The sequence below is a fragment of the Pseudomonas sp. D1-1 genome, from assembly GCF_051132225.1.
Classification (GTDB): domain Bacteria; phylum Pseudomonadota; class Gammaproteobacteria; order Pseudomonadales; family Pseudomonadaceae; genus Aquipseudomonas.
Genome location: NZ_CP071676.1, coordinates 5,382,932 through 5,406,404, shown reverse-complemented (window position 1 = coordinate 5,406,404; position 23,473 = coordinate 5,382,932). Strand labels below are relative to the sequence as shown.

Here is a 23,473-nt window from a genome sequence, read left to right as displayed (position 1 = left end):
AACAGGGAGAGCCCCACATGAACCGCAGCCTCGCCATAAAACTGGGCATGATCGCCCTCTTGATTCTCTTGCTGATGATCCCGCTGTTGATGATCAACGGCCTTATCGATGAGCGCCAGGAGCTGCGCGATGGGGTGTTGCAGGACATCGCCCGCAGTTCCAGCCACAGCCAGCAGTTGATCGGCCCGATGATCGTGGTGCCGTTTCGCAAGGACGTGAAGGTCTGGAATACCAACGAGAAGACCGGCGTGCGCTTCCTCGAAACCGTCGAGCAAACGGGCGAGTTGTATTTCCTCCCGGAGCAATTTGAGCTCGACGGCCAGATCCGCACCGAAACACGTGCCCGGGGCATCTACGAAGCGCGCTTGTTTCATGCCGACAACCGGATCGATGGCCGCTTCAAAGTGCCGGAACGTTATGGCGTCGCCCCGAAGGATTTCGCCGACTACCGCTTTGACGAGCCGTACCTGAGCGTCGGCATCAGCGATATTCGTGGCATCGAGAATGCATTGACCCTGACGCTGAACCAGCAGACGGTCGATTTCCTTCCCGGTTCGCGGCTTGGCTGGCTGGGGCAGGGCGTACACGTGCCGTTGCCGATGATCACCGCCCAGGGCAGCCCCGAACTGACCTTCGGTTTCGACCTGCGCCTGCAAGGCACCGGCGAGCTGCAGATCCTGCCGGTGGGCAAGTCCACCAAGGTGCACCTGTCCGCCGATTGGCCGCACCCGAGCTTCATCGGCAATTACCTGCCGGTCAATCGCGAGATCAATGAGCAGGGCTTCAATGCCGACTGGCAGACCTCGTTTTTCTCCACCAACCTTTTGGAAACGCTGCAAGCCTGCGATCCCAGCGATGGTTGCGAAGCGTTCCGCAGTCGTGCGTTCGGTGTAAGTTTCGTCGATCCGGTGGACCAGTACCTGAAGAGCGACCGGGCGATCAAATATGCGCTGCTGTTCATCGCGCTGACCTTCGCCGGGTTCTTCCTCTTCGAAGTGCTCAAGAGCCTCGCGGTGCACCCGGTCCAGTACGCATTGGTCGGCGTGGCGCTGGCGTTCTTCTACCTGCTGCTGTTGTCGCTGTCGGAGCACATCGGCTTCACCCTGGCGTACCTGGTATCGGCCAGTGCCTGTGTGGTGCTGATTGGCTTCTACGTCTGCCATGTGCTGCGCAGCGTGAGCCACGGCCTGGGATTTTCAGCGGGGTTGGCGGGTTTGTACGGACTGCTTTATGGCCTGTTGAGCGCCGAAGACTACGCGCTGTTGATGGGCTCGCTGCTGCTGTTCGGCCTGCTGGGCGTGTTCATGGTGCTGACCCGCAAGCTGGATTGGTACGGAGTGGGCGCGAAGCCGGCGGCTGCGATGAGTTTTGATCTGGGAGAGGTGAAATGAGCCGGTCGTTGGGGTTGCGGGAGGACCAGCGGGTGGGGGAAATGCTGGTGATGCGAATTGTCGGGTTGTTTCCTTTGGATCCGGTGCGCGGCCTTCGCGAGCAGGCTCGCTCCCACAAGAGAGCAACACAATCAAATGTGGGAGCGAGCCTGCTCCGAGCGGCGTTCCGACGAAGAGGCCGGTGAGCCAAGGCAGTTTTAGACCCGGGGCACCGTCTCGGCCATCGAAGGCCGCAAACTGACCTCGGAAAACCACGCCGCCAGCTGCGGATTGTTCTCGCGCCATTCCAGGTCGGCATGGCGCAGGTCCAGGTAACCCAGGGCGCAGGCCACGCTGATGGACGCGACGTCGAAATGGCTGGCCAGTTCTGCAATCGCCTCGGATTCGAGCGTGGCGAGGGCGCGACGAATCTTGTCCCGCTGCGCATCGAGCCATTCGTCCCAGTGTTTTTCCACAGGACGCAGGGCTGTCTCGTAGCGGATCATCACCGCCGCGTCCATGATCCCGTCGGCCATGGAGGCCAGGGTCAGGCGCCGCCAGCGCGCGGCGCCCTCGCGCGGGATCAGCGGGTTGCCGACGTGTTGGTGGTCGAGGTAGTCGAGGATGACGCGGCTGTCGTGGATCACCGTCCCGTTGGCCAGGCGCAGGGCCGGAATCTTGCTCAACGGATTGTCATGGATCAGTGCTTGGTCCGGCTTGACCGGCGTGAGTTGGCTGAGCTGCAAGGCGACGCGATCCTGCTGTCCGGTTTCGTGCAGCAGCACCAGGACCTTACGAACGAAGGGCGAAGCGGGGTTGTGGAACAGGGTCATGCTGGGGGTGGACATGCAGAACATCCTCGATTGGGCGGGCTGGGCTTAGCCTAGACAGTTGCGGGTCTGCTGGCGAGTAACGAATCGATAGGTGTATTCCACTGTGGGAGCGAGCTTGCTCGCGATGGCGGCGTGTCAGTCAACATCAATGCAACTGAACTTCCGCTATCGCGAGCAAGCTCGCTCCCACAGGTTCTTTGCCGCGCTGGGGTTATCCGCGTTTGATCAAGCCCCAGGCCCCAAGCACGGTCGGGATTCCCAATCCAACCCAGCTCAGCGCATCCCAGGCGCCGTCACCGAGCAATGCGCTGAACAGCCCCGCCGCGCTCAATGCGCCGATCACTACGGGAATACCAAACACCTTCCAGAAATTCGACTGCCGAGGCCTCACGGGGCAACCTCCGCGCCGACAGTCGCGCGCTTGGCGGCTTTACGTCGCACCACCCACAGATAAACGCCACTGCCCAGGACGATGATCGTCAGCACATCCAGGGTTGCCCAGAAAATCTGCATTGGCCGGCCACCGTAGTCGCCGAAATGCAGCGGCAGGGACAGGCTCATCATGTCCATGTACCACGGCCGCTCGGCCACGGCGGTGACGTCCAGGGTGCTGGCGTCGATCAGGACCGGGGTGAGCAGGTGTGAGGTCAGGTGGGTGTCGCCCTTCATGAACACGCTGTAGTGATGCTCGCTGGAAAACAGCGTGCCGGGGAAGGCGATGAAGCTGGGCTCCATGCCCGGCGCGACTTCCTTGGCAATGTCGAGCAGGCGGGTCGCCGGGGCCAGTTGCGTCAGTGGCGGGGCGTTGCGGTACGGCTCGACCATCGCGCTGAGGCTGTCGTTGCGCCACGCGGCGATGATCAGGTCGGCGCAGGCGGCAATCACGCCGGTCACGCCCACGGTCAGCGCCCAGACCAGGGTGACGACGCCGATCAGGTTGTGCAGGTCGAGCCAGCGCAGGCGGGTGGATTTGTCCTGGCGCACCGTGCCGAAGTTCAGGCGCCGCATGAACGGCAAGTACAGCACCACGCCGGAGACGATGGCAATCACGAACAGAAACCCCATGAACGCCAGCAGCAACTTGCCCGGCAGCCCGGCGAACATGTCCACATGCAGGCGCAGCATGATCATCATGAAACCGCCGTTGGCCGAAGGCATCTCCAGGGCTTCGCCGGTGCGCGCGTCGAGCATGAAGGTATGGGATGAATTGGGTTCGGTGCCCGGTGTCGGCGCCATGATGGTGATCACGCCGTTGGGGTCGTCTTCGTCCCAGCCGAAATACTGGACCACTTCACCCGGACGATGAGCCTTGGCTTTTTCCACCAGTTGTTGAAGATCCAACGGCGGCGTGCCGGCCGGCATTTCCCGCAGCTGCGGGGCATCGCCCAACAGATGCTCGATTTCATGATGGAAAATCAGCGGCAGCCCGGTGATTGCCAGCATCAGCAGGAACACCGTACAGATCAGGCTGCTCCAGGTGTGGACAAAGGACCAGCGGCGAATGGTTTTGCTTTTCATGATCGATCCGAATGCAAAAGGGCCACGATGGCTGAAGCGGTCAGTCAAGCTGCGAAACCGGTGGGAGCGAGCCTGCTCGCGAAGGCGGCGCGACAGTCAGCATTGACGTCGTCTGGCACTGCGCTTTCGCGAGCAGGCTCGCTCCCACAGGGATTTCATCCAGCTGATCGACCTCAGCGACAGGCGACCTTCTAAAAGGTTTTGCAAATGCTAACCGTTTACCATTTGTAATTCACGCTGGCGACGACGTTGCGTTGGTCTCCGTAGTAGCAATAGAAGCCGTCACAGGTGGACAGGTATTCCTTGTTGAAGATGTTTTTCGCGTCCACCGCCACGGTGACGCCCTTGAGGGTCTTGTTCAAACGGCCCAGGTCGTAATGGGCCGAGGCGTCATACACCGTATAGGAGCCGACATGCCCCCAATCGGTGTTGGTGGTGTTGCCGTAGGTGTCGCCGACATAACGCACGCCGGCACCCACGCCGAACCCGTCCAGCGAGCCGTTGTGCCAGGTGTAGTCAGCCCATGCGGTGGCCTGGTTACGCGGAACCTGGGCCATGCGCTTGCCTTCTTCGGCCGCGGTGCCCTTGGTGATTTCGCTGTCGTTGTAGGTATAGGAACCGACCAGCTTCAGGTTGTCGGTAACGTCGCCCGAGGCTTCCAGCTCAAGGCCGCGCACCTGGACCTCACCGACCTGGCGGGTGACGTTGTTTTCGGTGACGGAGTTATTTTTCTGGGTCAGGTCGAACACCGCTGCCGTTAACAAGGTCTTGGTGCCGGGTGGCTGGTACTTGATACCCGCTTCGTACTGTTCGCCTTCCGTCGGCTTGAAGGCTTCGGTGCTGTTGACGGTTGAACCCGCCGCCGCCTGGAACGACTGAGCGAAGGAAACGTAGGGCGTCACACCGTTATCGAAGACGTAGCTCAACGCTGCGTTGCCGCTGAATTTCTTGTCGCGCTGGGTGTTGGTGACATTGTTCTGGTTGTGGAACACGGTGCCGGTGTGAATCCAGTCTTCACGACCACCAAGGGTCAGGCGCCACTTGTCCAGGGCAATCTGGTCCTGGAAGTACAGGCCGGTCTGGTTGGTCTTCTGGTTGTAGTCATACATCGTGAAGTACTGGACGTTGGAAAAATCCTGTCCGTAGGTCGGGTTGTTGATATTGCTGGTCGGCACGCCAGTCGAACCCCAATCCCAACGCGAATTGCTGTTCGAGCGCTGGTGATCCAGGCCCAGTAACAAGGTGTGGCTCAGATCACCCGTCTGGAAGTCGGCCTGGAAGTTGTTGTCCACGGCGAACTGGCTGATGTCTTCGTCGATCACGCTGGCGCTGCGCTTGACGTTGCCGTCGGCGTCCACCGATTGGTCCGGGCCATCTGGCCAGAATTGGCCACCGGCGGAGATGCCCTGGGTTTCCAGGTCGCTCTTGGTGTAGCGCAGGTTCTGGCGGAACTGCCAGGTGTCGTTCAGGCGGTGTTCAAAGGCATAACCGAGCGCGTAGTAGGTGCGGTCGTAGAATTCCCAATCTGGATCACCGAGGTTCTTGTGATGGGAAATCTTGCCCGCCGGCGACGACAGCTTGGTGCCTTGCAGGGGCAGGAATTGCCCGGTGATGCCGGTGTCATCGCGGGTGTATTGCGACAGGAATGTCAGGCGGGTGTCGTCGTTGATGTTCCAGGTCAGGCTCGGGGCGATGTTGTAGCGCTTGTCCGGGATGTGATCGATCTGGGAGTTACTGTCGCGCACGGTACCGCTGAGCCGGTAGAGGAACTGGCCTTCGTCGTCGACCTTGCCGGTGCTGTCGAAGTTGATCTGCTTGTGCTCGTGGCTGCCGGCCTGCAACTCCACTTCATTGCTGCTCTCGGCTTGCGGGCGACGACTGACCATGTCGAGCATGCCGCCGGGTGGCGTCTGGCCGTAGACCGACGACGCCGGGCCTCGAAGCACGGCGATGCGCTCGAGGTTCCACGGCTCGATCTTCGGTGTGATGTAGTTGCCCTTGGGCAGCGGCAGGCCATCGAGGAACTGGGTCGGTACGAAGCCGCGCACCAGCAGCCAGTCATTGCGCGAATCCGAACCGTAGCCGCTGCTCTGCACGCCGGCGGTGTAGCGCAGGGCATCGTTGAGGTTGAGCACGGAGCGGTCGTCCATCTGCTGGCGCGTGACCACCGAGACCGAGCGCGGCAGTTCGACGATCGGCGTGTCGGTCTTGGTGCCGGCGGCGGTGCGGGTGACCGCATAGCCTTCGGTCGGGCCCCAGGCGGTTTCGCTGACGCCGGCGCCGATCACGCTGGTTTCCGGCAGCACCATGACACCCTCCGGCACGGCCACCAGGCTGTAGGTGCCGGCGCTGCTTTGTTCCAGTTGCAGGCCGGTGCCGCGCAAGGCTTCACGCAGCGCACCGGTGGCGTCGAACTGGCCTTGGACCGGCGCCGAGGTTTTACCCGAAGCCAGCGCCGGGTTCAGGCTCAGGGCAAGGCCGGCCTGGCTGGCGATCTGGTTCAGGGTGCTGGCCAATGGCGCGGCGGGCAGGTTGTAGGCGCGCACGTTGGACGCCTGCTCGGCGGCCAGCAGCGGACCGCTGGCCAGCGGGGTGGCGAAGGCGATGGCGACGGCCAACAGGCTGGGACGCAACAGGGTGTCTAGCGGGCGGGACATACGGCGGCTCCTGAATGGAAATATTTCTCAATTGCCTGTGTGCCGGATGAAAACCGAAAAGTGATAGGGGTGGATGAAAATAATTTAGATTCAGATTGCGAGCGGTTGGGTGGTGATGCAACTGGCCTCTTCGCGAGCAGGCTCGCTCCCACAGGGGTTCGCATTGCCTGGTGGGAGCGAGCCTGCTCGCGAAGGCCGCCTCAGAGACGCAACATTCTCTAGCGCTTGGCCTCGACCCGCGGCGCCACCACCACCCACCAACGCGTGTGATGCTCGACCTGCACCGGCAAGGTCGGCAGCAAAGCGGTCAACGCCAGGTTGGTGTCATGCAGCGGGAAACTGCCGGTAATGCGCAGGTCCGCCACCTTGGGCTCGACGCCGAGGTAGCCGCGCCGATAGCGCGCCAACTCACGGACCAGGTCTTCGAGCCGCGCGTTGTCCACCACCAGCATGCCGCGAGTCCAGGCATCGGCGCCGGGGCTCAGGGCCAAGGTTGGACCGAGGCCGTCGCGGCGCATCAGCACCTGCTGGCCTTCGCGCAGAATCTGCTCCTCGGCGGTCGCTTGCGGATGCGCGGCCACCGCGGATTTCAATACGCTCAGGCGTGTACCTTCGTCTTCGAGCCTGACCAGAAAGCGCGTGCCCAGGGCGCGCATGCTGCCCTCGCGAGTCTCGACGATGAACGGGCGCGGATCGTTGTGGCCGGTTTCCACCAGGATCTCGCCTTCCTGCAGGATGACGCGCCGCTGCTTGTCGTCGAAACGCACATCCAACGCGCTGTGAGTGTTGAGGTTGATCAGGGTGCCGTCGGCCAGGCGCAACGTGCGCTGTTCACCGGTGGCGGTGCGCTGGTCGGCCAGCCAATAATCCAGCGGCAGGTAACGCTCGCCAGCGAACAGCGCCAGGCCAATGACCGCGACGACGCTGGCCAGGCCGCTGCCGATCTTGCGTACCCGCCGCCGGATGCTGACCCGCGATTGCAGCAGCGCCGCACGCGCCGGGCCGCTGGCGACGCTGAAACGCTGGTCGAGCATGCCCAGCTGTTGCCAGGCGCGTGCATGCTCCTCATCGGCGGCGTGCCATTGAGCGAAGGCTTCACGCTCCTGAGGGCTGCCATTGCCTGAGTCCAGGGACAATTGCCAGGCGATGGCCGCGTCCAACACCCGCGCCGACACTGGCTTGGAAGAGGCCATGGTCATGTCGGCTCACCGTAAAGGGCGATGTAGCACTGCCGCACGCCTTGGGCCAGGTATTGGCGCACCCGCGGCACCGAAACTCCCAGGCGCTCGGCGATTTCAGCATGGCCGAGGCCGTCGAGGCGGTTATAGAGGAAGGCCGCACGCGCCTTGCTCGACAGTTTGCCAAGCAGACGGTCGATGTTCCTGAGGTCTTCGAGGATCATCTGCTGCTCTTCTATCGAAGGTTGCTCAGCCTCGGGAATCAGCATCAGTTCGGTCAGGTAAGCCTGCTCCAGCGCGGCCCTGCGGAAATAATCAAACAGCAGGCCTTTGGCGATCGCCAGCAGAAACGCCCGGGGCTCGCGCGGTGGCTGCAACCCGTCACGCCCCAGCAGCCGCACGAAGGTGTCCTGGCTCAGGTCTTCCGCCCGCTGTGGACATGCCACGTTGCGCTGTAGCCATGCCAATAGCCAGCCGCGATGGTCGCGGTACAACGCACCAACCAGATCACCGTTAGGAGTAGGAACTGACGACACGGAGCATCACCGACGCATTAAGTAACGAGAATTGTTCGCGATTGTGGCAGAGGCGGGGGCTGGAAAGCAATTGGCGCTGGTCGGGATAAAACTGTGCACTCCTGTGGGAGCGAGCCTGCTCGCGAAAGCGGTCCATCCAATACATTGATGCCGGCTGACAAACTGCTTTCGCGAGCAGGCTCGCTCCCACAAAAGCCTTGTTGCTTCAATTAAAGCGAAGGCGCCTGCTGCCGCCGTTTCCACTGCCCCAGGCGCTGTTGCAGGTCGAGCGCGTTGTAGATGTCCTGCTGGCGGGCGCGGCTGAACAGGATCAGCGCCAGTTCCGCAGTGGCGAGGGCGTCGGCGCTGGCGTTGTGGCGCTCGAAGACTTGCAGCTTGAACCAGTCGATCCACTCGTCCAGGCCTGACTTGCGCAGATTGGCTTGCGGGCAAAGCATCGGGGCCAGGTCAGCCACGTCCAGGAACGGATGCAGCAGTCGGCAGCCCAGATGATCTTTCATGGCGCGTCCGAGCATGTGCGAATCGAACGGCGCATGGAACGCCAGCAACGGGCTGTCGCCGACGAACTCCATGAATGCCACCAGCGCTTCGGCCGGGTCGCTGCCGGCGGCGATGGCACTGGGTGCCAGGCCATGGATCAGTACGCTTGGCCCGAGCTTCTGCTTGTCGCATTGCAAGGTCCGCTCGAACTGCTGGCTGAAGTCGATGGCGCCGTCTTCAATGACGACCGCACCGATGGACAGCACCTGATCCTTGTTCAGGTTGAGGCCGGTGGTTTCCAGGTCGACCACCACCCACCGTTGCTCCCGCAGGCTGCGCTCCGTCAATGGCGCGGCGGCGGGCAGATTGTTCAGGCGCTGCTGCAATGCGTCCGAGAGCATCGGCTGGACCGGGCGCAACCAGGAAAACAGACTCACAGCTGGTACCTCACGGTCAGGCTGCTCTGCAGGCGTTGGGCCTGGCGCAGGGATTCACGCAGGATGCGCCGGTCCAAGTGGTTGAGGCTGTCCGGGTCGACGCGGTTGGAATAGGGCTGGTTCTCCCGCGTTTGCAGTTGATGCTGTTGCATGCGTGTCTGCTGGATGAAGTGATAGGCCTCTTCATAAGCCGCGCCGTCCAGCGGCTCGATCACCTCCTTGACGACCAGTTGCCGCAAGCGCTCCAGAGTATTGTTGGCCTCGATGCCGTTGGCCAGCGCGAGCAGGCGGGCGCCGTCGACGAACGGGGTCAGGCCTTGTACTTTGAGGTCGAGCGTCGCCTTCTCGCCGTTCTTGCGGCTCAACACAAAATCCCTGAAGCGGCCAACGGGCGGGCGATGGCGAAGCGCGTTCTCGGCCAGCATGCGTTGGAACAGGCGATTGTCGGCCACCTGATCGAGGATCTGCCGGCGCAACTGCTCGCAGCCTTGCTCGTCGCCCCACACCACCCGCAAATCGAAATAGATGCTCGAACCCAGCAGGTTCTCCGGGGTGGCCTCACGGACAAAGGCCGCGAAGCGGCGTGCCCATTCGGCGCGGGACAGGCACAACTCGGGGTTGCCGGCCATGATGTTGCCCTTGCACAACGTGAAGCCGCACAAGGCCAGGCTCTGGTTGATCTGCTGGGCGATGGGCAGCAGCAGGCCACGGATCTGCGCCGCATGGGCAGCGTCCCGGGCTTCGAACAGGATGCCGTTGTCCTGGTCGGTGTGCAGGGTCTGCTCGCGGCGGCCTTCGCTGCCAAAGCACAGCCAGCTGAACGCAACGCCCGGGTCGCCCTTCTCGGCGAGGGTCAGCTCGATGACCCGGCATACGGTGTGGTCGTTGAGCAGGGTGATGATGTGGGTGATCTGGGTCGATGACGCACCATGGGCCAGCATGCGTTCCACCAGTTGACCGATCTCGCCGCGCAAGGTCACCAGGTTCTCGATCCTGGGGGCGTTGCGGATCGTCCGGGCCAGGTGCACCAGGTCGACGCGCTGCAGGGAAAACAGGTCCCGCTCCGAGACCACGCCACACAAGCGCTGGTCCTTGACCAGGCAGACGTGGGCAATGTGGCGCTCGGTCATGGCGATGGCCGCATCGAAGGCGCTGTGGTCAGGCGACAGGAAAAACGGTGCCTGGGTCATGTGCATGGTGATCGCCCCGGAAAAATCCCCGGTACCGTCGGCCACGACCTGACGCAGATCGCGCAGGGTGAAGATCCCGACCGGCGCCTTGTGTTCGTCCACCACCACGATGCTGCCGACTTGCTGCTCATGCATCAGCTTGACGGCTTCGCGCAACGGCGTTTCGGGGCTGCAACTGACCGGGTGACGCATTGCCAGCTCGCCCAGGCGGGTATTGAGGGAATATTGCGTGCCCAGGGTCTGCGCGGATTTCTGCTGCACTTGCTGGTTGACCTGATCGAGCAGGCTGCTGACCCCGCGCAAGGCGAAATCGCGAAACGGGCCGGACAGGGCGAACAGCTTGATGAAGGCCAGTTTGTTCAACTGCAGGCAGAAAGTGTCCTCGCCGGCCCGGTGCTCGGTGCGGGTCGCTCGCTCACCCAACAGGGCCGCGAGGGGGAAGCACTCGCCGGTGGTGATCTCGAAGGTGGTCTCGGTGCCGCCCTTGGCCGAGTGCGGTCGCTCGCCCACTACCCGGCCTTGCTTGACGATGTAGAAGTGCTCAACCGGACCGTCGGCCGGCTTGATGATGGTTTCGCCCGGGGCATAAAAACGCAGCAGGCATTGTTCGACCAGGTAGGCCAGGTGGGCATTTTCCATCTGGTTGAACGGGGGGAAACGCTGAAGAAACTGCAACGTACCCTGGATGTTCTGCAACACCGCGGTTTTCCCTGCCTGGATGAAGGCGTCCGCTTTTTTCATAACCATTACGCAGTCTTTTTCGAATTGTTGTGGTCGGATCTGTTCCCCATGGTCGGCCCCTGAGCGCAGGGTGCCCATTGGACGTAAGTCTAGGTCGCGGCAATGGGAGCGAATCCAAGGAAAACTCCCACGCCTTGCGTCGAAAAATTCTTCTTGGAATGCACTTGGAAAAAAATCCGACGAAGTGCACATTGAAGCGCCGCAGAACGATGTCTGACCACTGTGCCAGGGGATCGATTCGAGAACGTAGAGAGCATCATGTCCGACCACGATATTTTGAGTGACGCCGAGCGCGAGGCGCTGAGTGCCGTCATGCTGGAACCCGACCTGCCGCCGCAGCGAGTCCTGATAGTCGATGACGACAAGGACGCCCGTGAGCTGCTGTCGGAAATCCTGGCATTGGACGGCATACGCTGCATGACCGCCGCCAGTGGTGAAACCGCACTCAGGATGCTGGAAACCAAGCCCGCCATCGGCCTGCTGATCACCGACCTGCGCATGGGCAATGTCGATGGCCTGGAGCTGGTGCGCCTGGTACGCGAGTCGGAGCGGGCGGCGCTGCCGATCATCATTGTGTCGGGCGATGCCGACGTGAAGGACGCCATCGAGGCGATGCATCTCAGTGTGGTGGATTTCCTGTTAAAGCCGATCGACACCGACAAGCTGCTGGGGCTGGTCAAGCATGAGCTGGGGATGGATCTCTGAGGTGTGCCGAGGACCGGCGCAATTCAAATGTGGGAGCGAGCTTGCTCGCGATGCGGACTGACACTCACCGCCTTATTGACTGTCACACCGCTGTCGCGAGCAAGCTCGCTCACACAGTGTCTAGTCCTGAAATAGGTTTACACCTGTTTCATCTCAAAGCGCCCGATGGACCGCATCGGGCGTTTTGTATTTCAGAGACAAATGAGGTCGCTTACGGTTATAAATTTCTATCGACTCCTCGACCATGCGCTTGGCTTGGGCAAGGTCTTTGGGACGGTGTAAAAGAAACTCCGTTTTCAGAATCCCATTCACCCGTTCCGCTAGGGCGTTCTGGTAGCAGTCATAGCCATCAGTCATCGAGCATTTGATGCCGTGCTTGGCATGCAGCCTCTGGTAGAGATCAGAGCAGTATTGCGAGCCCCGATCAGAGTGATGTACCAGCGGCTGATTGCTTCTTCGATGCCGAAGGGCTTTGGTCATTGCCTGGATGACTGACTCGGTATGCAGGCTTTCATGCACATGATGGCCGACTATTTTGCGCGAAAACGCATCAGTGACCAGGCTCACATAAGCGACGCTTTGTTCGGTAGGCAAGTAGGTTATATCCGCTACCCATACCTGTTCAGGACCCGTGGCAGTGACTTGGTCAGGGCCGGGTTTGAGCCGATTCGGATGTCGACGGAAGCGATGATGACTATCGGTAGTCTTGTGATAAGCGCGTTTGCGTAGGACCAGTTGTCGATGGTCTCGCAAGATATCGAACAACCGATCTCGACCTACCGTTCGCGTCAGTTCAGGTTCGGCTTGCATAAGGCCATGCAGCTTACGAGTGCCCAACCGGGGCATTTCAAGACGAGTCTCCAACACAAATCCCAGCACTCTTTGCGTATGTCTGGCTTGTGCGTCGTAAGCTCGATTGCGCTTGTAGTAGGCCTGCCGAGAGATGCCTAGAAACTGGCAAGCCCTGGTAATGCTCAGGCCTTCGATTTGCCCTTGGGTGAGGACTTGCCGGATCGCTTTTTTACGACAGAAACACCGTAATCGTTTTTCAGCACGTCAACGACAGCTTCAAAAAATTGGGCTTTCTGGTTGGCAAGGGCCAGCTTTTCTTCCAGCTCCTTGATTCGCTGCTCTGGTGTCAGCGGCAAATTTGGCTCGGCCATCGGTCGGTTCCTCTGGGCACGAATGGAGGCGCCTTGACTCCAGTCCTGCCGTCCATGCTTGCGTAACCACACCAACACAGTCGACCGACCCTGAATCCCATAACGCCGTTGAGCCTCTTTATAACTCAGTTCGCCCTTTTCAACTTGATCGACGACCGCCAATTTAAAGCCCAGCGTGTAGTCACGCTGACTGCGCCTTTTTCCTGATTCCATTGGTTCCTCCTGAGGATAGGTCAGAAGGTGTAAACCTTATTCAGGACGAGACACAGAAGCAAAAAAAGCCCTGATCGCAAGATCAGGGCTTTTTATTTGCCGCGATTACCGCTCAATCACAACCCATTGGCTGCCTTGAACTCGCGACGACGACGGTGCAGCACTGGCTCGGTATAGCCGTTCGGTTGTTTGGTGCCTTCGATCACCAACTCGACCGCCGCCTTGAAGGCGATGTTGCTGTCGAAGTCTGGCGCCAGCGGGCGATACAGCGGGTCGCTGGCGTTCTGGCGGTCGACTACCGGTGCCATGCGCTTGAGGCTTTCCATCACCTGGTCCCGGGTGACGATGCCATGGCGCAGCCAGTTGGCGATGTGCTGGCTGGAGATCCGCAGCGTTGCACGGTCCTCCATCAGGCCGATGTCGTTGATGTCCGGCACCTTGGAGCAGCCCACGCCCTGGTCGATCCAGCGCACTACGTAGCCAAGGATGCCCTGGGCATTGTTGTCCAGTTCATGCTTGATCTGCTCGGGCGTCCAGTTCGGGTTGACCGCCAGCGGGATGGTCAGGATGTCGTCCACCGAGGCGCGGGCACGCTTGGCCAGCTCGGCCTGACGGGCGAATACATCGACCTTGTGATAGTGCAACGCGTGCAGGGCGGCAGCGGTCGGCGATGGGACCCAGGCCGTGTTGGCGCCTGCCATCGGATGGGCGATTTTCTGCTCAAGCATCGCGGCCATCAGGTCCGGCATGGCCCACATGCCCTTGCCGATTTGCGCGCGGCCTTGCAGACCGGTGCTCAAACCGATGTCGACGTTCCAGTTTTCGTACGCAGCGATCCACTTCTCGGCCTTCATGTCGGCCTTGCGGACCATCGGGCCGGCTTCCATGGACGTATGGATTTCGTCGCCGGTGCGGTCGAGGAAGCCGGTATTGATGAACACCACGCGCTCGCTGGCCGCCTTGATACACGCCTTTAGGTTGACCGTGGTACGGCGCTCCTCATCCATGATTCCGACTTTCAGCGTGTTGCGCGGCAGGTTCAGCACGTCTTCGACGCGGCCGAACAGCTCGTTGGTAAACGCCGCTTCTTCCGGGCCATGCATCTTCGGCTTGACGATATAGACCGAGCCGGTGCGGCTGTTGCGGCGCGAGGTGTTGCCGTTGAGGCTGTGGATCGCGGCCAGGCTGGTGATCAGCCCGTCGAGGATGCCTTCCGGCACTTCATTGCCGTCCTTGTCCAAGATCGCGTCAATGGTCATCAGGTGACCGACGTTGCGTACGAACAAAAGCGAACGGCCGTGCAGCGTCACGCTCGACCCGTCCGCGGCGGTGTAGACGCGGTCAGGGTTCATGATCCGGGTAAACGTCTGGCCGCCCTTGGCGACTTCTTCCGACAGATCGCCTTTCATCAAGCCGAGCCAGTTACGGTAGATCACCACCTTGTCATCGGCATCGACGGCGGCGACCGAGTCTTCGCAATCCATGATGGTGGTCAGCGCGGCTTCCATCAGGATGTCTTTGACGCCGGCGGCGTCGGTCTGCCCGACCGGAGTGCTGGCATCGATCTGGATTTCGAAGTGCAGGCCGTTGTGCTTGAGCAGCACGGCGCTCGGCGCCGACGTATCGCCCTGGAAACCGATCAGTTGGGCATCGTCGCGCAGGCCGCTGTTGCTGCCGCCCTTGAGCGTGATGACCAGCTTGCCGTCGACGATCTTGTAGGCGATGGAATCGACATGGGAGCCGGCCGCCAACGGGGCTGCTTCGTCGAGAAAGACGCGGGCGAAGGCAATGACCTTGTCGCCGCGGACCTTGTTGTAGCCTTTGCCTTTCTCCGCGCCATCGGCTTCGCTGATCGCATCGGTGCCGTACAGCGCGTCGTACAGCGAACCCCAGCGGGCGTTCGAGGCGTTGAGGGCGAAACGGGCATTCATCACCGGCACCACCAGCTGCGGGCCGGCCATGCGGGCAATTTCGTCATCGACATTCTGGGTCGTGGCCTGGAAATCCGCCGCTTCTGGCAGCAGGTAACCAATGTCTTGCAGGAAGGCTTTGTAAGCCACGGCGTCGTGGGCCTGGCCGGCACGAGCCTGGTGCCAGGCATCGATCTGCGCCTGGAAATCGTCGCGTTTGGCGAGTAGGGCTTTGTTCTTCGGTGCCAGGTCGTGGATGACCTTGTCGGCGCCGGCCCAGAATGCCTCGGCGGTGAGGCCGGTTCCGGGAATGGCTTCGTTATTCACGAAGTCGAACAGGACTTTGGCGACCTGCAGGCCACCGACTTGAACGTGTTCAGTCATTGCTTGCCTCACTCTGCTCAGCTATTGCGCTTTTCAGCTCTTCGATTTGGACAATGAAGCCTCGGGACATTTAAACCACAAACCCCTGGACCAGTACATGCCATTGCTGGCGGCTGGGTTAAGCCTTGCTGACGGGGCTTTCAGGGATGCGACTGGCCTGGGCAGACATCGGTGCAACATTAGGCATTGCGGTTATGTAGTGCCCGCTGCGGCATACTACATGATCAGTTACGGTTGTGAAAATCAGACTAATTGCGTCGTTACGCGACCGACTAAAGCACTACAGTCACGGCGCGGAACCGGATGTTCTCAAAAAACCGTCGGATTGTTCCAGATAAATATAAGATTTGTACACATATACCTGTGGCAAGGTAGCGCGACCGTGTGGATTTCCCGCCTTGCCTATACTGTCCGTTCCATCAACCGAAGGGCTGCGCCATGGACCATCTCGTCATCACCGTTTTCGCCCCGGACAAACCCGGGCAGGTCGAGCGCATCGCTGAGTGCATTGCCGAGCACGGCGGCAACTGGCTGGAAAGCCGTATGTCGCACCTCGCCGGGCAATTCGCCGGGATCCTGCGCCTCAGCGCCCCGGCTGAATCTCATGAAGAACTGATCGAGGCTTTGCATGGGCTCGCGGCCTATGGCATTCGTGTGCTGATTGCCGAGAATGGGATCGAAGAATCCTGCACCTGGAAACCCATCGCCATGGAACTGGTGGGCAATGACCGTCCCGGCATCGTGCGCGACATCACGCGTCTGTTGAGCGAGCAGGGGGTGAACGTCGAGCGGCTGGTTACCCATGTTCGACCCGCGCCGATGAGCAGCGAATTGTTATTTCATGCCGAGGCGATTCTCGGAGTGCCCCTGACTTTGTCACTGGACACCCTGCAGGAGCGCCTGGAAACCCTGGCCGATGAATTGATGGTCGAGCTGAAACTCAGCGACGAAAGCTGACGCACGTTATCCAAGGAAAAGCTGCGCCTGCCTGTGGATAACCTGTAGAGACCCGGCGCCAGCCCAGGCCTGCCGGGCCTCCGCCAGTGATGATCAAAAAATCACCAGTTTTCAAAGGCTTGTGCACAAACGCCGGGGATCACGTTGTGGATAACCTTGGGAAGGATAAGCGCAGGCCACGCCGGACGTGGCCTGTAGAGATGTGTTGGTTTTTTGATCAGGTGCGCCGGCGCATGCTGACCACCGCGTCGATGCTGTACACCGCCAGACCGGCCCAGATGAACAGGAACGCCACCAGCGTGCTGGACGACAAATGTTCGTCAAACAGAAGCACCGCGAGCAGCAGGACGAGCGTCGGCGCGATGTACTGCAAGAAACCCAGCGTGGTGTAGGGCAGGTGCCGCGCCGCCGCGTTGAAGCAGACCAGAGGTACCAGCGTCACGGGACCGGCCGCCACCAGCCACCAGGCTTCGGAAGTCGTCCAGAAAGCCGCCTGGGCGCTGGTGGCGGCCGGGTTGAACAGCAGCCATGCGATAGCAATCGGTACCAGCATCCAGGTTTCCACCACCAGCCCTGGCAAGGCCTTGACCGGCGCCTGCTTGCGGATCAACCCGTAGAAGCCAAACGTCAGCGCCAGCATCAGCGATACCCACGGCAGGCTGCCCACCTGCCAGACCTGTTGCGCCACGCCAATGGCTGCCAACGCCACCGCGACCCATTGCATGCGTCGCAGCCGCTCGCCGAGGATCAACATGCCCAGCAACACGTTGACCAGCGGATTGATGTAATAGCCCAGGCTGGCTTCGAGCATGCGACCGTTATTCACCGCCCAGACGTAGGTCAGCCAGTTGACGGCGATCAGCGTGCCGCTCAGGGCCAGGATCGCCAGGCGCCGCGGATTGTCCCGCAGCTCGCGCCACCAGCCCGGATGTTTCCAGACCATCAGCAGGGCCGCGCCGAACAGCGCCGACCAGAGTACCCGGTGGATGATGATTTCCACCGATGGAACGTTGGCGATGGCTTTGAAATAGATGGGGAACAGGCCCCAGATGATATAGGCGCTCAGGCCCAGGATGTACCCGCGACGCGGGTTGGCGGCTTGCATGCAGAATCCTTGCTTAGGCAGCTAACAAAGAAGGTGATTGTAAGTAGATTTGTCTGATTGTGCTGGTGCCTTATGAATGTTGCACGCAACCCCTGCGGGAGCGAGCTTGCTCGCGATGGCGGTGTGTCAGTCGACAGATATGTTGCATATATAAACGCTATCGCGAGCAAGCTCGCTCCCACAGGGATTTGCGGGAGCCATTTGGATCTGGCATCAAAAAAGCTTCAACGGCTCTTCCTGAAGCGCCGCCAGTTGCTCGCGCAACGCCAACACCTGGTCGCCCCAGTAACGTTCGCTGCCGAACCAGGGGAAGCTTCGTGGAAACGCCGGGTCATCCCAGCGGCGCGCCAGCCAGGCGCTGTAGTGCATCAGGCGCAGGGCGCGCAGCGGTTCGATCAGGGCCAATTCGCGCGGGTCGAAATCATGGAATTCCCGGTAGCCGTCCATCAATTCCGATAGCTGTCCGAGGCATTCCTGCCGATCCCCGGCGAGCATCATCCACAGATCCTGCACGGCCGGGCCCATGCGGCAATCGTCGAGGTCGACGATATGGAACACCTCGTCGCGGCACATCATGTTGCCGGGATGGCAATCGCCGTGCATGCGGATGTTCTGGTGGGGCGTGGCGGCGTAGGCATCTTCGACACGCTTGAGCAGATCCCTGGCCACTGATTCGTAGGCCGGCAGCAGGCTGCGGGGGACAAAGCCGCTTTGCAGCACGGTCTCCAGCGAGTCATGGCCGAAGTTCCTCACGCCCAGTGCTTCGCGATGCTCGAATGGCCGGGTCGCGCCGATCGCGTGAAGCCTTCCGAGCAACTGGCCCAGACGATAGAGCTGGTCGAGATTGCCTGGCTCCGGCGCCCGCCCGCCGCGACGGGGGAACAGGGTGAAACGAAACCCGGCGTGCTCATGCAGGCTGGCGCCGTTATGGATCAGCGGCGCCACCACCGGCACTTCGCAGTCGGCCAGCTCGAAGGTAAAGCGGTGTTCTTCCAGGATCGCTTCGTTGGTCCAGCGCTGGGGGCGATAGAACTTGGCGATCAGCGGTTCGGCGTCTTCGATGCCGACCTGATAGACACGGTTTTCGTAGCTGTTGAGCGCCAGCACGCGGGCGTCGCTGAGAAAGCCGATGCTTTCAACGGCATCGAGCACCAGGTCGGGCGTAAGGGTTTCAAACGGATGGGACATGCTGACTCCTGCGCAGCGGCAGGGCTGCCGCGTCCGACCCGGCATGGTAGCGCAGACAGAGGCAGATAGGGGGCTGCGCTGAAGCGATCGCGAGCAGGCTCACTCCCACAGAGATCGACGGCAACCGCAGATCCACTGTGGGAGCGAGCCTGCTCGCGATGAGGCCCGATCAGCCGCCGATGATCCCGCCATCCTCGCGCGTAATCACCATCACTGACGACCGTGGCTTGCCATTGGGCAGGTGCTCGGGGAACGTCGAACCGCCGTTTTCCCCAGGGTGCTGGATGCCCACGAACAAGGTCTTGTAGTCCGGCGCGAAGCTGATCCCGGTGACCTCACAACCCACCGGTCCGACCATGAAGCGGCGGATCTCACCGCTGTTGGGGTCGGCGCAGAGCATCTGGTTGTTGCCCATGCCGGCGAAATCCCCGGCGTTGCTTGAGTCGCCATCGGTCTGGATCCACAGCCGGCCGGCTTTGTCGAAGCCCAGGCCGTCGGGGCTGTTGAACATGTTCTGCGCATTGACGTTGGACGATCCGGCTTTGGGCGTGCCGGCATGCACCGTCGGGTTACCGGCGACCACGAACAGATCCCACTCGAAGGTCTTGGAGGCGTGATCGTCGCGGTCGGTGCGCCAGCGCAGAATCTGCCCGTAGACGTTTTTGGCCCGAGGGTTGGGCCCGTCCACCGGTTGGCCTTCTTCGCCGCGCTTGGAGTTGTTGGTCAGGGTGCAATAGACCTGGCCATCCTTCGGACTCACCACGATCCACTCCGGGCGGTCCATGCGGGTGGCGCCAACGGCGGTGGCGGCCAGGCGCGCATGGATCAGCACTTCAGCCTGGTCATTGAAGCCCTTGCCGGCGTCGAGGCCATTCTTGCCATGGGTCAGTTCGATCCACTGGCCCTTGCCTTTCGGATGGTCCGGGTTGCCGTCGCCGGCGTCGAAGCGCGCCACGTACAACGTGCCGTGGTCCAGCAGGTCGCGGTTGGCCTTGGGATTGCGGCGGTCGATGCGATCGCGGCTGACGAACTTGTAGATGAACTCGCCACGCTCGTCATCGCCCATGTACACAACGGCGCGCCCGTCACGGGTTTTCGCCAGCGCGGCGTTTTCGTGTTTGAAGCGGCCCAGGGCGGTGCGTTTCACTGGCGTGGACTTTGGATCGAACGGGTCGATTTCAACCACCCAGCCGTGACGATTGAGCTCGTTGGGGTTTTTCGCCAGGTCGAAACGCGGATCGAACAGGTGCCAGTTGATTTCGCGGCTGGTGACGGTAGCGCCGTAGCGCTTTTGCGCCTCATCGAACTTCAGATCAGCGTTGCTGCTGCCGAAGCAGTCGGTGAAGTTTTCTTCACAGGTCAGGTAGGTGCCCCACGGCGTCATGCCGTTGGCGCAGTTCTGGAACGTCCCCAGCGCTTTTTTGCCGCTCTTGTCGGCGCTGGTTTTCATCAGGTCGTGACCGGCAGCCGGGCCGCCCAGGCGAATCGGCGTGTTGCCATGGATCCTGCGGTTGTAGCGTGAATCCTGGACGAATTGCCACTGGCCCCGGCGCCGCTGGATCTCGATGACCGACACGCCCTCGCTGGCCTGGGCCTTGTGTACGTCTTCGGCGGACTGCGGCTGGCCGCCATGGGGGAAGAGGTAGCGGTAGTTGGTGTATTCGTTGTTGATCGCCATCAGCGCCCGGTTGTCCTCGCCGGGAAACGGGAACAGGCTCATGCCGTCGTTATTGTCACCGAACTGCATTTCCTGGGCGCGGGCGGTGCCATTGCCGCTGGGGTCGAATGCCGGAGCATTTTTTTGCAGTGGCTGGCCCCAACTGATCAGCACCGAGGCTTTGTAGCCTGGCGGCAAGGTAATGGTGTCGGTCGTGGCGGCGGCAATGCTGTCAAAGCCCAGCAACCTTTTGTTGCCTTCGCTCACGGCGGCGGCCATGACGCTGCGGCTCAGCAGGTTGCCGCCGAGGAACATCGCCGCGCCGCACAGAGCGCCTGCGCCGATGAAGCGGCGACGGCTCAGGCCGACGATCTTTTCCAGGTCGGTGGATTGGTTTTCTTCTAATAGGCTCATCATCAGGCTCCCTGCTGGTTTTGGCAGTCACCTTAAAGCGGGTCGATGAAGTTTATGTTTCAGCGCGCTACAACGGTGTGCCGAGTAGCACATTTGCAGGGGAAAAACGCACTTGCACCGGTGAGCCGGCGTCGAGGTTTCGTTCAACCAGCTCAAGCGGGTCTGCAAGGGCACACAACGTCTGGCCGTTGGGCAAGCCGATGCGCACTTCATTGGGGCCATCCGCAGCGACCGCGATGTGCTCGATCACGCCTTGCAGACTGTTGGCCGAGCAATCGTCCGGCTGGTCGAGTGGATACAACGTCAGCCAGCCGGCCTTGATCAGGGCCACCACTTCGGTACCGAGGCCCAGCTCCAGGCGCAGCGTGCTGTCGTGGGTGATCTGCGCGTCGATGAGCAAACCGCGCGCCAGTTCCAGGTGTATCCGGTCGTTGTGGCCCTGGGCCTGGATGCCGACGACCTTGCCATGCAGTTGGTTGCGCGCGCTGGTGCGCAACATCAGGCGGCTGAGCAGGCCCAGGTCAGCGGCGTCCTCGCTCGCTTCCAGCAACTGCGCCTGCAATACCTGCAAACGCTGATAAAGACGCAGCACGCGCAGGCCTTCTTCCGACAGTTTCGCGCCGCCGCCACCCTTGCCGCCAACGCTGCGCTCGACCAATGGCCGGTCCGCCAGGTTGTTCAACTCATCGATCGCATCCCAGGCCGCCTTGTAGCTCAGCCCGGCGCTTTTGGCGGCCCGCGTGATGGAACCCTGTTCGGCGATGTGCTGTAACAGGGCGATGCGTTGTGGACGGCGGACGATATGTTGGCTCAACAGCGTAGGCAATGACATGGTGCAAACCCTGTACGGGACGGATGCAGGACGTTGGCGCCTCGGCCACTGCACGTCAAGCCGGATCACCGGGTTTCGGCGTGCGCGCCAGGCAATACACATCGACCCGTGCGGCACCGGCATCGAGCAGCAACCGGGCCAGTGCCTGCGCCGTGGCGCCGGTGGTGAGTACATCATCGACCAGCGCCAGGTGACGGTTGTTCAACACCGCGCGGGGCGCTAAGGCAAAGGCCTGGCGCAGGTTCCGGCGCCGGGCCCGGGCGTCCAGGACCTGTTGGGCCGGGGTATCCTGAATGCGCAGCAGCAGGTCGTCTTCGCAAGGGATCCGCAGCGCTGCGCTGAGCCAGCGGGCCAGCAGCGTCGCCTGGTTGAAGCCGCGCTGGCGCAAGCGGCGTGACGCCAGCGGCACTGGCACCAGCGCATCGGGCCGCTCCAGGCCTTCGTCGAAATGATGCTGCAGCGATTGCGCCAGCAACTCGCCAAGCAGTCGACCGAGGGGCCATTTTGCCTGGTGCTTGAAGCGCGTAATCAGGCTGTCCACCGGAAAGTCGTAGGCCCATGGCGCCAGGACTCGCTCGAAAGCCGGAGGCCGCGCGGCGCATTGGCCGCAACGGAGCCCGGCCATGGGCAGCGGCAGGGCGCAAACGGCGCAATGCTCGCCGAGCCAGGGCAGTTCGCTTTCGCAAGGGGTGCAGATGGGTTGCAAGGTGTCGGTGGGTTCGCCGCACAGCAGACAGAGCTGTTTGTTTTTTAACCAGATGTAAACCGGACCTTTGTATCGTGGTTGACAGCGCATGGCTCTTCCTTAAATATGCCGAACATCCGTGTCGCGTCTGTGGGTATTCCGTTCCCCAGGCGCTTGCCAAGCATAATCAAGGAAATGCCCATGAGCGCCAGCACCACTGCCAACCTGCGTCATGACTGGTCTTTGGCCGAAGTCAAAGCACTCTTTGTCCAGCCATTCAATGACCTGCTCTTCCAGGCGCAGACCGTGCACCGCGCGCACTTCGATGCCAACCGCGTCCAGGTGTCGACCCTGCTGTCGATCAAGACCGGCGCCTGCCCGGAAGATTGCAAATATTGTCCGCAGTCCGGCCACTACAACACCGGGCTGGAAAAAGAGAAGTTGCTCGAAGTGCAGAAGGTCCTTGAAGAGGCCGCGCGCGCCAAGGCCATCGGTTCGACCCGTTTCTGCATGGGCGCGGCGTGGAAACATCCGTCGGCCAAGGACATGCCTTACGTGCTGGAGATGGTCAAGGGGGTCAAGGCCATGGGCCTGGAGACCTGCATGACCCTGGGGCGTCTCGACCAGGAGCAGACCGAAGCGCTGGCCCAGGCCGGCCTGGATTATTACAACCACAACCTCGACACCTCGCCGGAGTTCTACGGCAGCATCATCACCACCCGCACCTACAGCGAGCGCCTGCAAACCCTGGCGTATGTACGTGATTCGGGGATGAAGATCTGTTCCGGCGGGATCCTGGGCATGGGCGAGTCCCTGGACGACCGCGCCAACCTGCTTATCCAGCTGGCCAACCTGCCGGAGCATCCAGAGTCGGTGCCGATCAACATGCTGGTGAAAGTCGCCGGCACGCCGCTGGAAAATGCCGAGGACATCGACCCGTTCGATTTCATCCGCATGCTCGCCGTGGCGCGCATCCTCATGCCGAAATCCCATGTGCGCTTGTCCGCTGGCCGCGAAGCCATGAACGAGCAGATGCAGGCCCTGGCGTTCTTCGCTGGCGCCAACTCGATTTTCTACGGCGACAAATTGCTGACCACCGCCAACCCGCAGGCCGACAAGGACATGCAACTGTTTGCGCGCTTGGGCATCCAGCCAGAAGCTCGCGAAGAGCATGCCGATGAAGTGCATCAGGCGGCCATCGAGCAGGCGCTGGTGGAGCAGAAGAGCAGCGAGCAGTTCTATAACGCCGCTGTTTGATTGCTCACCGATTCCCTGACTGGAATGCAAGACGCTGTGGGAGCGAGCTTGCTCGCGATGGCA

General features: G+C 61.5%; 19 protein-coding genes. 4 read left to right on the top strand and 15 right to left on the bottom strand.

Annotated elements, in window-relative coordinates; translation table 11 throughout:
- Nucleotides 1-17: 17 nt before the first annotated feature.
- Nucleotides 18-1,391: a cell envelope integrity protein CreD gene (gene creD, locus J3P86_RS24435; protein ID WP_434602048.1), complete on the top strand. Its 1,374-nt coding sequence runs from the start codon at nt 18-20 to the stop codon at nt 1,389-1,391.
- A 197-nt stretch (nt 1,392-1,588) separates the two neighbouring features.
- Here creD and J3P86_RS24430 read toward each other — a convergent pair whose 3' ends face one another.
- The 8 genes from J3P86_RS24430 to J3P86_RS24395 form a co-directional block, all read right to left on the bottom strand.
- Nucleotides 1,589-2,218 (bottom strand): glutathione S-transferase, encoded by a 630-nt coding sequence (locus tag J3P86_RS24430; protein WP_434699021.1) that lies wholly within the window; start codon nt 2,216-2,218, stop codon nt 1,589-1,591.
- Between the two features lie 196 nt (nt 2,219-2,414).
- Nucleotides 2,415-2,594, bottom strand: coding sequence for a hypothetical protein (locus J3P86_RS24425; protein WP_434571341.1), 180 nt, complete (start codon nt 2,592-2,594; stop codon nt 2,415-2,417).
- Nucleotides 2,591-3,721: a PepSY-associated TM helix domain-containing protein gene (locus J3P86_RS24420; RefSeq protein ID WP_434699020.1), complete on the bottom strand. Its 1,131-nt coding sequence runs from the start codon at nt 3,719-3,721 to the stop codon at nt 2,591-2,593. Before J3P86_RS24420 ends, J3P86_RS24425 begins: the two co-directional genes overlap by 4 nt.
- Before the next feature lie 218 nt (nt 3,722-3,939).
- Nucleotides 3,940-6,378 (bottom strand): TonB-dependent siderophore receptor, encoded by a 2,439-nt coding sequence (locus tag J3P86_RS24415; protein WP_434699019.1) that lies wholly within the window; start codon nt 6,376-6,378, stop codon nt 3,940-3,942.
- 218 nt (nt 6,379-6,596) lie between these two features.
- On the bottom strand, nt 6,597-7,577 hold the full coding sequence (locus J3P86_RS24410) for a FecR domain-containing protein (protein ID WP_434699018.1): 981 nt from the start codon (nt 7,575-7,577) through the stop codon (nt 6,597-6,599).
- The gene (locus J3P86_RS24405; protein ID WP_434699017.1) at nt 7,574-8,092 is read right to left on the bottom strand and encodes an RNA polymerase sigma factor; all 519 of its coding nucleotides are present in this window, start codon (nt 8,090-8,092) and stop codon (nt 7,574-7,576) included. Before J3P86_RS24405 ends, J3P86_RS24410 begins: the two co-directional genes overlap by 4 nt.
- A gap of 209 nt (nt 8,093-8,301) precedes the next feature.
- Nucleotides 8,302-9,009, bottom strand: coding sequence for a 3'-5' exonuclease (locus tag J3P86_RS24400; protein ID WP_434699016.1), 708 nt, complete (start codon nt 9,007-9,009; stop codon nt 8,302-8,304).
- The gene (locus J3P86_RS24395) at nt 9,006-10,946 is read right to left on the bottom strand and encodes a putative nucleotidyltransferase substrate binding domain-containing protein (RefSeq protein WP_434627617.1); all 1,941 of its coding nucleotides are present in this window, start codon (nt 10,944-10,946) and stop codon (nt 9,006-9,008) included. The genes J3P86_RS24400 and J3P86_RS24395 overlap by 4 nt, the downstream gene beginning before the upstream one ends.
- Before the next feature lie 252 nt (nt 10,947-11,198).
- Here J3P86_RS24395 and J3P86_RS24390 point away from each other — a divergent pair, with 252 nt between their 5' ends.
- Entirely contained in the window at nt 11,199-11,645 is a 447-nt protein-coding gene (locus tag J3P86_RS24390; RefSeq protein ID WP_434571351.1) for a response regulator, read from the top strand.
- 153 nt (nt 11,646-11,798) lie between these two features.
- On the opposite strand, the gene J3P86_RS24385 is transcribed toward J3P86_RS24390, so the two are convergent.
- Nucleotides 11,799-13,021 (bottom strand): IS3 family transposase gene (locus tag J3P86_RS24385; RefSeq protein ID WP_434699015.1). Its coding sequence is split into 2 segments (ribosomal slippage): nt 11,799-12,670 and nt 12,670-13,021, totalling 1,224 coding nucleotides; the frame shifts between segments, so codons are not numbered across the junction.
- Between the two features lie 116 nt (nt 13,022-13,137).
- Nucleotides 13,138-15,315 carry a malate synthase G gene (locus tag J3P86_RS24380; protein ID WP_434699014.1) on the bottom strand — a complete coding sequence of 726 codons (2,178 nt, stop codon included), beginning with the start codon at nt 15,313-15,315 and terminating at the stop codon, nt 13,138-13,140.
- Nucleotides 15,316-15,753: 438 nt separating this feature from the next.
- On the opposite strand from J3P86_RS24380, the gene J3P86_RS24375 reads away from it, so the two are divergent.
- Complete coding sequence (locus tag J3P86_RS24375) at nt 15,754-16,272, top strand: glycine cleavage system protein R (protein ID WP_434699013.1); 519 nt, start codon at nt 15,754-15,756, stop codon at nt 16,270-16,272.
- A 217-nt stretch (nt 16,273-16,489) separates the two neighbouring features.
- Here J3P86_RS24375 and rarD read toward each other — a convergent pair whose 3' ends face one another.
- From rarD to J3P86_RS24350, 5 genes are all read right to left on the bottom strand, one after another.
- Complete coding sequence (gene rarD, locus J3P86_RS24370; RefSeq protein ID WP_434699012.1) at nt 16,490-17,377, bottom strand: EamA family transporter RarD; 888 nt, start codon at nt 17,375-17,377, stop codon at nt 16,490-16,492.
- A 213-nt stretch (nt 17,378-17,590) separates the two neighbouring features.
- Entirely contained in the window at nt 17,591-18,565 is a 975-nt protein-coding gene (locus J3P86_RS24365; protein ID WP_434602036.1) for a serine/threonine protein kinase, read from the bottom strand.
- Nucleotides 18,566-18,734: 169 nt separating this feature from the next.
- Nucleotides 18,735-20,636: a PhoX family protein gene (locus J3P86_RS24360; protein ID WP_434571359.1), complete on the bottom strand. Its 1,902-nt coding sequence runs from the start codon at nt 20,634-20,636 to the stop codon at nt 18,735-18,737.
- A gap of 67 nt (nt 20,637-20,703) precedes the next feature.
- Nucleotides 20,704-21,468 (bottom strand): TOBE domain-containing protein, encoded by a 765-nt coding sequence (locus tag J3P86_RS24355; protein ID WP_434627629.1) that lies wholly within the window; start codon nt 21,466-21,468, stop codon nt 20,704-20,706.
- Nucleotides 21,469-21,523: 55 nt separating this feature from the next.
- Nucleotides 21,524-22,264, bottom strand: a complete 741-nt coding sequence (locus J3P86_RS24350) for a ComF family protein (RefSeq protein WP_434627632.1) — start codon at nt 22,262-22,264, stop codon at nt 21,524-21,526.
- Nucleotides 22,265-22,354: 90 nt separating this feature from the next.
- Between J3P86_RS24350 and bioB the strand changes: the two genes are divergently transcribed.
- Nucleotides 22,355-23,410 carry a biotin synthase BioB gene (gene bioB / locus J3P86_RS24345; protein ID WP_434627635.1) on the top strand — a complete coding sequence of 352 codons (1,056 nt, stop codon included), beginning with the start codon at nt 22,355-22,357 and terminating at the stop codon, nt 23,408-23,410.
- Nucleotides 23,411-23,473 lie beyond the last annotated feature (63 nt).

Coding starts and splice junctions, on each gene's coding strand:
- creD (WP_434602048.1), top strand. CDS start 18: ATGAACCGCAGCCTCGCCATAAAACTGGGCATGATCGCCCTCTTGATT.
- J3P86_RS24430 (WP_434699021.1), bottom strand. CDS start 2,218: ATGTCCACCCCCAGCATGACCCTGTTCCACAACCCCGCTTCGCCCTTC.
- J3P86_RS24420 (WP_434699020.1), bottom strand. CDS start 3,721: ATGAAAAGCAAAACCATTCGCCGCTGGTCCTTTGTCCACACCTGGAGC.
- J3P86_RS24415 (WP_434699019.1), bottom strand. CDS start 6,378: ATGTCCCGCCCGCTAGACACCCTGTTGCGTCCCAGCCTGTTGGCCGTC.
- J3P86_RS24410 (WP_434699018.1), bottom strand. CDS start 7,577: ATGACCATGGCCTCTTCCAAGCCAGTGTCGGCGCGGGTGTTGGACGCG.
- J3P86_RS24395 (WP_434627617.1), bottom strand. CDS start 10,946: ATGGTTATGAAAAAAGCGGACGCCTTCATCCAGGCAGGGAAAACCGCG.
- J3P86_RS24390 (WP_434571351.1), top strand. CDS start 11,199: ATGTCCGACCACGATATTTTGAGTGACGCCGAGCGCGAGGCGCTGAGT.
- J3P86_RS24380 (WP_434699014.1), bottom strand. CDS start 15,315: ATGACTGAACACGTTCAAGTCGGTGGCCTGCAGGTCGCCAAAGTCCTG.
- J3P86_RS24375 (WP_434699013.1), top strand. CDS start 15,754: ATGGACCATCTCGTCATCACCGTTTTCGCCCCGGACAAACCCGGGCAG.
- rarD (WP_434699012.1), bottom strand. CDS start 17,377: ATGCAAGCCGCCAACCCGCGTCGCGGGTACATCCTGGGCCTGAGCGCC.
- J3P86_RS24365 (WP_434602036.1), bottom strand. CDS start 18,565: ATGTCCCATCCGTTTGAAACCCTTACGCCCGACCTGGTGCTCGATGCC.
- J3P86_RS24360 (WP_434571359.1), bottom strand. CDS start 20,636: ATGAGCCTATTAGAAGAAAACCAATCCACCGACCTGGAAAAGATCGTC.
- J3P86_RS24355 (WP_434627629.1), bottom strand. CDS start 21,468: ATGTCATTGCCTACGCTGTTGAGCCAACATATCGTCCGCCGTCCACAA.
- J3P86_RS24350 (WP_434627632.1), bottom strand. CDS start 22,264: ATGCGCTGTCAACCACGATACAAAGGTCCGGTTTACATCTGGTTAAAA.
- bioB (WP_434627635.1), top strand. CDS start 22,355: ATGAGCGCCAGCACCACTGCCAACCTGCGTCATGACTGGTCTTTGGCC.